This is a genomic window from Kribbella sp. NPDC050820 (assembly GCF_040653975.1).
Taxonomy (GTDB): Bacteria; Actinomycetota; Actinomycetes; order Propionibacteriales; family Kribbellaceae; genus Kribbella.
The window spans coordinates 60,519-71,360 of record NZ_JBFAHB010000051.1 but is presented as its reverse complement, the minus strand read 5'-3'; the positions used below and the strand labels follow the sequence as shown (position 1 = coordinate 71,360).

Sequence of the window (10,842 nt, the reverse complement as noted above, 5' to 3'; positions counted from 1 at the left end):
CCGCCGGCGCAAACATCCCGGCCGCCCCGTGGGGCGCCCCCGTGCCTTAACCCCCCCCCCCCACCCCCCCGAGGAGCCCCTCCCTCGGGTGCTTCGGCCTGCCCGTTTTCAGGTGCCTGCGGACTGCGTTGACACACTCGCAACGATGTAGCTAGCGTTTCGTGCAGCATATGTTTCAACTGAGACGAGGATGTGGGAGATGGATGCGGCAACCTGGGGGTTGATCATCGCGACGTTCGTCGCGTGCTTCGTGGAGATGGTGGAAGCCACCACGATCGTGATGGCGATGGGGTACACCCGGAGCTGGCGGTCGGCGCTGGCCGGCACGTTCGCGGCGCTCGGCGCGCTCGCGGTGGTCACCCTGGCGGCCGGGTACGCACTGGCGAACTGGCTGCCGGAGTCGGCCCTGCAACTCGCGATCGGCGGCCTGCTGCTGATCTTCGGGCTGCAGTGGTTGCGCAAGGCAATTCTGAGATCATCCGGGCGCAAGGCGATCCACGACGAGGAAGCGATCTACAAGGAAGAGGTCGCCGCGGCCAAGGCGGCCGGTGAGAGCGCGAAGGGCCTGGACCTGTTCGCGTTCATGGTCTCCTTCAAGGGCGTCTTCCTCGAAGGCATGGAGGTCGTGTTCATCGTGCTGACGTTCGGCCTGAACGCGGACAACATCCCGGGCGCCGCGCTCGGTGCGATCGCCGCCGTGGTGATCGTGCTCGGCGTCGCGGTCGCACTCCGCCGCCCGCTGTCGATGATCAACGAGAACCTGCTCAAGTACGGCGTCGGCCTGCTGCTCGCGTCGTTCGGCACCTACTGGGCGGTCGAAGGTCTCGGCATCTTCCGCGGTGACCGGGAGAGTCTCGACTGGCTCGGCCACGACCTGATGCTCCTGGTCCTGCTGGCCGCGTGGTTGCTGCTCAGCCGGATCTTCGTCGCGGTCCTGCGAGTGTCCGCGGCGCCGGTGGCAGCGGCCGAGGTTGCTGTGGAGGTGAAGAAGTGAAGTTCCTCAAGGCCTTCGGGCAGTTCTGGTACGACTTCATCATCGGCGACGACTGGAAGATCGCCGTCGCCGTGGTGCTCGCGCTGGGCGTGACGCTCGTCGTGATGGCTACCGGCGTGCTGGGCGACACGGCGCTGACCGCCCTGGGCGGGGTCGCGATCTTCGCGGCGTTCGCCATCAGCCTGGCGATCGACGTCCGCCCGAAACGCTGACCTCTTCAGTTGGCGCTGTAGCAAACACAACGTCTTCTCAGAATCTCGTAGTGTCTGCTACAGTGCCGGAGAGGCGCCCGTTCCCCTTCCGTATCGGAGGTCCCGAAGTGTCCGATTCACCGGTGATGCGCGACACCGCCGAGGCGGTGCTCGGCCTCCTTCCCACGGACGTGCAGTACGGCGACATCCGCGTCGTACGGCGGACGCACGAGCAGGTCCTGGTCGAGCTCGACGGCCCCGGCGAGGTCGGGTACGACGACTCGACCGGCCTCGGACTGCGGGTGCTGATCGGCGGTCAGTGGGGGTTCGCTGCCACGCACCGGCTCGATCGCCGCGGTCTCGACGCCGTTGTAGCGCAGGCGGTCGGCCAGGCTCGCGCAGCCGGCGGTGGTGGGCGGGTGTCGCTCGGGTCGGCGGTGACGACCCGCGACCGCTGGAGCTCGCCGATGCAGGTCGACCCGTTCACGGTGCCGCTGTCCAGCAAGCTCGACCTGCTGGCGGCGGCCGTGAAGGAGGCGTCGACCGCGGGGCCGCTGGTGCAGCAGATCGAGGCCTCGGTGGACTTCTACCGCGACGAGAAGGTGTTCGCGAACACCGACGGCGCGCTGATCGAGCAGACGCTGACCGAGTGCGGTGGCGGCCTGATGGTCAACGCCAGCGACGGTGACGACCTGCAGCGGCGGTCGTTCCCGCAAGGTGTGCCGCGGCAGATCCGTGGCCAGCGCGGCGACTTCGCGACCGCGGGGTACGAGCATGTGGTCTCGCTCGGCCTGGATCGGGAGGCGGCGCGGATCGCGTCCGAGGCGGTCGCGCTGCTGTCCGCGCCGCAGTGCCCGGACGAGATTACGACACTCATTGCTGGTAGCAACCAATTGGCGATGGTGCTGCACGAATGCGCCGGTCACCCGATGGAGGCCGACCGGGCGCTCGGCACCGAGGTCAGCCTGGCCGGCGGCACCTACGCGACTCCCGAACGGCGGGGGAACTTCCGCTGGGGCTCCGACATCGTCTCGGCGTACGCCGACGCGACGATCCCGGGCGCGCTCGGCTCCTTCGGGTACGACGACGAGGGTGTGCCGGCGCAGCGGACGCAACTGGTGAAGGACGGGATCTTCGTCGGATATATGTCGGGTCGTGAGTCGGCCGGGGCGCTCGGTCTGGAGTCGACCGGGCAGGCCAAGGCGGACGGGTGGCAGCGGCTGCCGTTGGTGCGGATGACGAACATCTGCCTGGAGCCGGGGGAGTCCTCGCTGGAGGAGATGATCGCCGGCACCAAGCGCGGCATCCTGGTCGACACCAACCGCGGGTTCTCGATCGACGACCAGCGGATGAACTTCCGGTTCGGCACCGAGATCGGCTGGGAGATCCGCGACGGCAAGCTCGGGCGGATGCTGAAGAACTGCACCTACCAGAGCGTCACGCCGCAGTTCTGGGCCAGCCTCGACGCGCTCGGCGGACCGGACGAGTGGAAGGTGCACGGCGTCCCGTCCTGCAACAAAGGTGAGCCGCTGCAGGTTGCGCACGTCGGCCACGGCACGGTCCCAGGTCGCTTCCAGAAGGTGCAGGTAGGACGATGAGCATCCAGCAGTCCCAGGTCGAGCAGGCCCTCGAGATCCTCGGCGAGGGCACCCGCCTCGACGTCCTCGGCGAGCACGCCGACCTGCTCCGCTACGCCGAGTCCCAGATCACCGCCCAGCACAGCGAACGCCGGCTCCGAGTCCGAGTCCGCACCACCCGCAACGGCCGCTCGGCCGCAGGCTCCCTGGAAACCCTCGCCCCCGACGCAGTCCGCACACTCGCAAACCGCCTAGAAGCCGCGTTGGCCGATCTACCTCAAGCCTCCGCAGCTACAGATTCCTTTGCCGTGGATCACTCCACTGAAACACCTCACGTGGCTGCTGCCGACTCGGTACTGCAAGCAGACCCCGCGGACCGACACCGGTGGTTTGCTGGTGTACGCGACGGGTTGGATTCGTCGACGACGCTTGGGGGTGCTATTCGGTTTGAGGTGTTGGATCGGGTGGTGGCGGACTCCGAGGGGTTGTTTCGGGCTGAGACGTTGACGAAGGCTGCGATTCAGGCGATTGCGAAGAGAGGCGACAACTCGGTCAGTGTGCGGTACATGCATCGGGATGCGGACCAGGTGCCGGTGGGGGAGATCGCGGGGAGGCTGCGGGAGGCGCTCACGCCGCTGCCGACGAAGGACGCGCACCACGGGCCGTGCCGGGTGCTGCTGAAGCCGCAGGCCGTGATCACGTTGATCGCGACCTACGGGCACTTCGTGCTCGGCGCGACCGGATACGCGACCGGCCGCTCGGCGGTGGCCGGGCGGCTGGGGGAGCGGGTCGTGAGCGACCTGCTCAACCTGGTCGACGACGGCGCCGACGCCGCCGGCCTGCCCAGCGGATTCGATGCTGAGGGCAACGTACGCCGCCGCACCCAGCTGATCGAGAACGGCGTGCTCACCGGCGTCGTCTCGGACCGCCGCCGCGCAGCAGTCACCGGCGGTGTCCCCACCGGGCACGCCGTACCCGACGGCTGGCGGTTCGGCGGCGACCCGAGCCCGTCGAACCTACTGCTCGCCCCGGGCGACGCGACCGACGAGCAACTCCTCGATGACTGCGGCAGCGGCCTGGTCGTGAACCGCCTCGACTACCTCCGCTCCCTGCACCCCAAGCAGACACTCGTCACCGGCACGACCCGCGACGGCACCTACTGGGCCGAAGACGGCGAGATCGTCGCCTGGCACCCGCAAGTACGGTTCACCTTCCGGATGGACGACGTACTCAACGCGGTCCTTGCCGTCGGCAACACCCGGGAGTGCGGCGACACCACCTTCATGGACAGCGTCGTCGTCCCGTCCCTGCTGATCGACGCCGCCCCCCTCACCCTCCCCTGATCCAGCAGTGCCCCGCGTGACGCGTGCTCATAACTCCGCGGGGCACTGCTGCACCACTCACCCGGAGACTGCATGCCCTCGGTCATCCCCCTGCTCAACGGCTACTCCCTGACCTCGGACCAGGGCAACCCGGCCTTCTGCTCGGTGCTGCTCGTCGAGAGCGGTGACGAGCGCGTGCTGTTCGACTTCGGTCACGTCGGCCGACGCCGCATCCTGCTGACCGCCTTGAAGGATCGCGGCCTGGAGCCGGCCGACATCACCAAGATCGTCGTCTCGCACGGCCACTGGGACCACCTCCAGAACGCCGACCTCTTCCGCGACGCCGAGGTCCTCATCCACCCCGCCGAGCTGCGCAACCTAGCCGACCCACCAGCCACCGACTTCGGTACGCCGCCCTGGGCCAACGCGATCCTGTCCGGTCTGAAACTCCGCGAGACCGGTGAAGGCGACGAGGTGATACCCGGCGTCACGGTGATCGAACTCCCCGGGCACACCCCCGGCTCGATCGGCCTGCTCGTGTCCGACGGCACTGTGCTCGCGGCGGACGCCGTACCGACGCTTGCTGTCTTGCGGTCCCGCAAAGCGTCCGGTCGGCCGTACGACCGGGAGCAGGCGGATGCGTCGGTCGAGCGGGTCGCCAAGCTGGCGGATGTCGTGTATCCAGGGCATGACCGCGCGATCCGTGGGTTCGACTACATCGGGGATGCGACACCACTCGGGTTCCGGGTGCCGTGAGCGAAGGAGTTGCTGTGCAGACCACGCCGGACCGGACGCCGAGCATGCAGGAGGACCCACCCGAGGTCGGGGTGGCCGCCGCGACGCGGTTGCTGCAGTCGGAGTACGGGATCGACGCCGAGGTGTCGGACCTGCGCAGCGAACGGGACCGGAACTTCCTCGCGCACGCCGCCGACGGCCGGCGGCTCGTCGTCAAGGTGTCGAACACCGGCGACGACCCGCAGCAGATCGCGATGGAGAACGCCGCGATGCAGCACGTCGAGCAGGTCGATCCCGACCTGCCGATTCCGCGCGTGCTGACCAGCCTCGACGGCCGTTCGGCGGTGACCGTCGAGGCCGCGGACGGGCGAACGCATCTGGTCCGCGTGATGACGGTGATGCCCGGTGAGGTCGCCGACCTGATGGCGCTGCCCGAGTGGTTCGGCGCCGAGTTCGGGTCGGTGAGCGCGCGGCTGACGCGTGCACTGCAGGGCTTCGGGCATCCGGCGGCGTACCGGCGGCTCGACTGGGACCCGCGCATCGTGACCACCTTGCGGCCGTACGCCGACCGGCTGCCGGACGACACGCGCCGGGTCCCGATGCATCGCCTGCTCGACCGCTTCGAAGGCCTCGACGCGGCGGCGCGGGAGCTGCCCGGGTTCGTGCTGCACGGTGATGTGACATTGAGCAACGTGCTGCTGCAGGACGGCGGCATCACCGGTGTGATCGACTTCGGCGACATGCACCACACGGCTCGCATCGCGGAGCTCGCGATCAGCCTGACGTCGCTGCTGCGTGAGTCCGACGACCTCTGGCGGGACGCTGGCCGGTTCCTCGACGGCTACCAGCGAGTGCTGCCGCTCGAGCCCGCTGAGGTCGAGCTCATCGGCGAGCTCGTCCTGGCCCGCTCCGCCGCGAGTGTCCTGATCTCGGCCTGGCGCGCGCCGCTCTACCCGGACAACGAGGAGTACCTGACCAGTCTGGTCGCGGGCAGCTGGCGCATCCTCGACGAACTCACCGACGTACCGGCGGGTGACCTCGCCGCCCGCTTCCACAGCCTCTGCGGGACCAAGCGCGTCCGCTCCGCCCAAGCAGCCGATCCGACCTTGCTGGTACGGCGGCAAACCGCGCTAGGCGGTCAGCTGTCGCCACTGTTCTACCGCTCACCGCTGCAGGTCGTCCGGGCGGCCGGCGCATGGATCCACACGGCGGACGGTCGCCGGTATCTCGATGCCTACAACAACGTTCCCGTGGTCGGGCACGCCCATCCGGCCGTCGTACAGGCGATCTCGCGGCAGGCCGCCGTACTCAATCTGAACTCGCGGTACCTGCATGCCAACGTGGTCGAGCTGGCCGAGCGGTTGACGGCGTCGATGCCGGACGGGCTGGACACGTGCGTGTTCGCCAACTCCGGCAGCGAGGCCAACGACCTGGCGTGGCGGATGGCACGCGTGGTGACCGGGCGGGGCGGTGCGATCGTTGCCGACCTCTCCTACCACGGGGTCAGCGAGGCAACCGCGGCCTTCTCGACCAACACGTACCCGCCGGAAGCCCGCCCGCCGCATGTTGCGATTTTCGAAGCACCCCGCCAGGTCACCGACGACGGTCCTGCGGCCGTGCAGCGCGTCCGGGCGGCGCGAGCGGATCTGCAGCGTGCCGGGCACGACCTTGCCTTGCTCGCGGTCGACACCGTGTTCAGCAGCGCGGGGATCCTGACGCCGGCCGACTCGTTCATGCGCGGGTTGCAGGACGAGGCGCAGGCGTCCGGTGGGTTGTTCCTGGCGGACGAGGTGCAGGCCGGCTTCGGTCGTGGTGGACGCAATCTCTGGCGGTTCCAGGACTTCGGGCTGACACCGGACTTCGTCACGCTCGGCAAGCCGATGGGCAACGGTCACCCGGTCGCGGCGCTGATCACCCGCCGGGAGATCGCGGAAGCGTTCGTCGAGGTGGACGAGTACTTCAGCACCTTCGGCGGCAACCCGGTGTCGTGCGTCGCGGCCCTGACCGTGCTCGACGTGATCGAGCAGACCGGCCTGGTGCAGCGCTCCGGCCAGGTCGGCGCCGAGCTCCGCGCCGGCCTGGAGGCTCTCGTCCCGAATGTCCGCGGCCAAGGCCTCATGGTCGGAGTCGAGCTGCCCGACGCGGCCGACTTCGCCGAACGGTTGCGGGAGTACGGCGTACTCATCGGAACCACCGGTCCCGGCGGAGGCGTGCTGAAGATCCGCCCACCGCTGATCTGGGAGTCCGCCGAGGTCGAGCAGTTTTTAACCGCGTTCCAGAAGGCGCTCGGTTAGCTACTGTTGGCGCGTGCGCGAACTGGTTGTGCTGGGCACCGGAAGCCAGGTGCCGTCGCGGGAACGCACGCAGAACGGCTACTTCCTGCGCTGGGACACCGACGGGTTCCTCTTCGACCCGGGTGAGGGCACGCAACGCCAGATGCTGTACGCCGGGGTCCCGGCCGGCGCGATCACCCGGCTCTGCGTGACGCACTTCCACGGCGACCACTGTCTCGGCGTGCCCGGCATCGTGCAGCGGCTATCGCTGGACGACGTACCGCATCCGGTCCGGGCGCACTACCCGGCGTCGGGCCAGACGTACTTCACCCGCCTTCGGTACGCCGCTTCGTTCTACGAGCGAGCCGAGTTGCTGGAGGAGCCCGTCGAGGAGGACGGCCTGCTGTCGGTCGGGCCGTTCGGGCAGCTGTGGGCCCGCCGCCTGGAGCACCCGATCGAGTCCTTCGGCTACCAGCTGATCGAGCCGGACGGCCGCCGCATGCTCCCCGACAAGCTCGCGGAGTACGGCGTGGCCGGCCCGGCGATCAGCCGGCTGCAGGAGACCGGATCGATCGACGTGGACGGGCGGAAGGTCACGATCGAGCAGGTCAGCGAGCCGCGGCCCGGTCAGCGGTTCGCGTTCGTGATGGACACGCGGCTCTGCGACAACGTGCTCAAACTCGCCGACGGCGCCGACCTGCTCGTGATCGAGTCCACCTACCTGTCCACGGAGTCGACCCTGGCCCGCCGGTTCGGTCACCTGACCACTCGGCAGGCCGCCCGGGTGGCTCAGGAGTGCGGGGTCCGCAAGCTCGTCCTCACCCACTTCTCCCAGCGCTACCTCGACCCGCAGGCCTTCCACGACGAAGCCGCCGAGGAGTTCTCCGGCGACCTCGTCGTAGCATCCGACCTGACCCGGACCCGGGTCCCACCGCGCCGCTGACCGTCAGCGCAGGGTGCGGAAGAACTCGCGGACGTCGGCGAGCAGCAGGTCGGGGACCTCGAGGGCGGCGAAGTGGCCGCCGCGGTCGACGTCGGTCCAACGGGTGATGTTGTTGTCCTTCTCGGAGTACCGGCGGATCGCGACGTCGTGGGCCAGGACCAGCGCGGCCGTCGGGACACCCGAGTACTCGCGGGTCTCGCCCCACGCCTGCTCCTGCGCGTAACCGACGTACGCCGCCGATCCCGCCGTGCCGGTCAGCCAGTAGATCATCACGTTGGTGAGCAGCCGGTCCTTGCTGATGATCTCCTCGGGCAGCGTCTCCATCGGGTAGGTCCAGGCCCGGAACTTGTCCATGATCCAGGCGAGCTGCCCGACCGGTGAGTCCGTCAGTCCGTAGGCGAGGGCCTGCGGCCGGGTCGACTGGATGGCGATATAGCCGAACTCCTTCTGCATGAACTCGCCGATCCGGCGGATCCGGTCCTGCTCCAGCGGGGTGAGGCTCTTCAGCTCCTCGTCGCTGAGCGGGAACGTCGGCAGGTTGGGTCCGCCGTTGGTGTGTACGCCGACCACCTTGTCCTTCGCGGCCCGGGCCACCTCGGGTGATACCGCGCCGCCGATGTCGCCGCCCTGGACGCCGTACCGCTCGTAGCCCAGCTGCTCCATCAACTCGGCCCAGGCCTGCCCGGTCCGGGCCCGCGTCCAGCCGCCCTTGCTGACCGGGCCGGAGAAGCCGAACCCGGGCAGCGACGGGATCACGAGGTGGAAGGCGTCCTGGGCTTCGCCGCCGTGCGCGACCGGGTCGGTCAGCGGTCCGATCAGGTCGAGGAACTCCACGATCGAGCCCGGCCAGCCGTGCGTCAGGACTAGCGGCAGCGCGTCCGGCTCGGGCGACTTCACGTGCAGGAAGTGGATCAGTTGGCCGTCGATCTCGGTCGTGAACTGCGGGTACGCGTTGAGCTCGGCCTCGGCCTGGCGCCAGTCGTACTCGTCGCGCCAGTAGTCGACCAGGCCGCTCAGCCAGGAGACCGGCACACCGGTGTCCCAGTCGTCGCCGGGGAGCGGGGCCGGCAGCCGGGTGTTGCGCAGCCGGGCGGCCAGGTCGTCGAGGGTGCTCTGCGGGATGTCGATGCGGAATGGCTTGATCATGTCTCGACTCTGTCAGCCGGTTAGGACAGTTCCGGTCCTAGCTGGCTGACAGAATCAGGACATGCTCGAAACTTCGGCCCGGCTGCTCAAGCTGCTGTCCCTGTTGCAGCTCCCTCGCGAGTGGAGCGGCGCAGCGCTCGCGATCGAGCTCGGGGTCGACGTGCGGACCGTTCGCCGCGACGTCGACAAGCTGCGCAACCTCGGCTACCCGGTGGACGCCGTACCCGGGGTGGCCGGCTACCGGCTCGGCTCGGGTACGGCGCTGCCGCCGCTGCTCTTGGACGACGACGAGGCGGTCGCGGTCGCGATCGGCCTGCGCGCGGCCGCGACCGGGAACGTGGCGGGCATCGAGGAGTCGTCGGTCCGGGCGCTGACCAAGCTCGAGCAGGTCCTGCCGTCCCGGCTGCGTCATCGCATCAGCCTGCTCCAGTCAGTCGATGTGACGCCGTCCGGAGCGGCGGTCGTGCAGCCGGACGTCCTACTCGCGGTGGCCGCGGCCTCGCGCGATCGGCAGCGGTTGCGCTTCGACTATCGAAGCCATGACGGTACGTCGAGCGTCCGTACGACGGAGCCGCATCGCCTCCTGCATACCGGACGCCGGTGGTACCTGGTCGCCTGGGACGTCGAGCGCGAGGACTGGCGGACCTTCCGCCTCGACCGGATGGAGCCGCGGATCCCGACCGGCCCACGCTTCGCACCCCGCGAGGTCCCCGATCCGGACCTCACCGCCCGCGGTGTGGCCTCCGGCGGCTACCGCTACCAGGCCCGTTTCCGCGTCGACGCCCCGGCCGAGCAACTCGCCGACCGCCTGTCGCCGAGCGTCGCCACCCTCACGCCGCTGGCCGCGGACACGACCCAGGTGGACACCGGCGCCAACTCCCTTACCGAGCTCATCCTCTACATCGGTCTCCTCGGCTACCCCTTCGAAGTCGAGTCGCCGCCCGAGCTGGTCACCGAGATCCAGACTTTGACCGCTCGCCTGACCGCGGCGCTGCCGTCCGGCGGGTAGCGTTCGGTCATGTCTCTCGACGGCTTGCAGGATCGGTACGTCGACACGGTGCTGGGCCGGATCCGGTTGCGGGTCGGCGGATCAGGGCCGGCGATGGTGTTCTGGCCGAGTCTGATGATGGACGGGACGCTGTGGTCCGGGCAGGCGGCGCACTTCGCCGACCGGTTCCAGGTGATCCTGGTCGACCCACCCGGCCACGGTGACAGCACACCGCTGACCGGACCGTTCAGCTTCGAGCAGTGCGCCGAGGTGATCACTAAGATCCTCGACGACCTCGGCGTCGGCAAGGCCCATCTGGTCGGCAACAGGTGGGGCGGCATGATCGGCGGCACCTTCGCCGCGCTCCATCCCGACCGGATCGGCGTCGCCGTACTGATGAACGCGACCGCCTCACCGGCGGGCCTGCGGCAGAAGGTCGAGTACGGCGTGCTGACTCGATCCGCCCAGCTCATCGGAGGCGTCCGCGGGCCGCTGGTCCGGCCGGTGATCGACGCGTTCCTCGGCCCGACCGCCAAGCAGGAGAAGCCCGCGGTCGTTGCTGCAGTCAACGATTCGGTCCGGCGGGTGGACATCACCTCCGGCCGGCACGCGGTCACGAGCGTGGTCCCGCGGCGGGCGGGGCGGGGGCACCAGGGTTGGGAGGAGCCGAGGG

Annotated in this window: 10 protein-coding genes; 9 read left to right on the top strand and 1 reads right to left on the bottom strand. The window is 69.3% G+C overall.

The genetic code is table 11. From position 1 onward, the window contains the following. The first annotated feature begins 199 nt into the window (after window positions 1–199). The 7 genes from AB0H36_RS33185 to AB0H36_RS33155 all read left to right on the top strand — a co-directional run bounded on the left by AB0H36_RS33185 (window position 200) and on the right by AB0H36_RS33155 (window position 8,035). The gene (locus AB0H36_RS33185; protein WP_360532712.1) at window positions 200–994 is read left to right on the top strand and encodes a hypothetical protein; all 795 of its coding nucleotides are present in this window, start codon (window positions 200–202) and stop codon (window positions 992–994) included. Continuing rightward, complete coding sequence (locus AB0H36_RS33180; RefSeq protein ID WP_360532709.1) at window positions 991–1,206, top strand: hypothetical protein; 216 nt, start codon at window positions 991–993, stop codon at window positions 1,204–1,206. Before AB0H36_RS33185 ends, AB0H36_RS33180 begins: the two co-directional genes overlap by 4 nt. A 107-nt stretch (window positions 1,207–1,313) precedes the next feature. Further along, window positions 1,314–2,783, top strand: a complete 1,470-nt coding sequence (locus tag AB0H36_RS33175; RefSeq protein WP_360532706.1) for a TldD/PmbA family protein — start codon at window positions 1,314–1,316, stop codon at window positions 2,781–2,783. Next, window positions 2,780–4,105, top strand: a complete 1,326-nt coding sequence (locus AB0H36_RS33170) for a metallopeptidase TldD-related protein (protein WP_360532703.1) — start codon at window positions 2,780–2,782, stop codon at window positions 4,103–4,105. Before AB0H36_RS33175 ends, AB0H36_RS33170 begins: the two co-directional genes overlap by 4 nt. A gap of 72 nt (window positions 4,106–4,177) precedes the next feature. After that, window positions 4,178–4,840, top strand: coding sequence for an MBL fold metallo-hydrolase (locus tag AB0H36_RS33165; protein ID WP_360532700.1), 663 nt, complete (start codon window positions 4,178–4,180; stop codon window positions 4,838–4,840). Window positions 4,841–4,854: 14 nt separating this feature from the next. After that, on the top strand, window positions 4,855–7,113 hold the full coding sequence (locus AB0H36_RS33160) for an aminotransferase class III-fold pyridoxal phosphate-dependent enzyme (protein ID WP_360532697.1): 2,259 nt from the start codon (window positions 4,855–4,857) through the stop codon (window positions 7,111–7,113). 13 nt (window positions 7,114–7,126) lie between these two features. Beyond that, the gene (locus AB0H36_RS33155; RefSeq protein ID WP_360532694.1) at window positions 7,127–8,035 is read left to right on the top strand and encodes a ribonuclease Z; all 909 of its coding nucleotides are present in this window, start codon (window positions 7,127–7,129) and stop codon (window positions 8,033–8,035) included. A 3-nt stretch (window positions 8,036–8,038) separates the two neighbouring features. Here AB0H36_RS33155 and AB0H36_RS33150 read toward each other — a convergent pair whose 3' ends face one another. After that, on the bottom strand, window positions 8,039–9,181 hold the full coding sequence (locus AB0H36_RS33150) for an epoxide hydrolase family protein (RefSeq protein ID WP_360532691.1): 1,143 nt from the start codon (window positions 9,179–9,181) through the stop codon (window positions 8,039–8,041). A gap of 61 nt (window positions 9,182–9,242) precedes the next feature. Between AB0H36_RS33150 and AB0H36_RS33145 the strand changes: the two genes are divergently transcribed. Then, window positions 9,243–10,190 carry a YafY family protein gene (locus AB0H36_RS33145; protein WP_360532688.1) on the top strand — a complete coding sequence of 316 codons (948 nt, stop codon included), beginning with the start codon at window positions 9,243–9,245 and terminating at the stop codon, window positions 10,188–10,190. Window positions 10,191–10,199: 9 nt separating this feature from the next. Then, on the top strand, window positions 10,200–10,842 hold a 643-nt coding region (locus AB0H36_RS33140), incomplete at its 3' end, for an alpha/beta fold hydrolase (protein WP_360532685.1).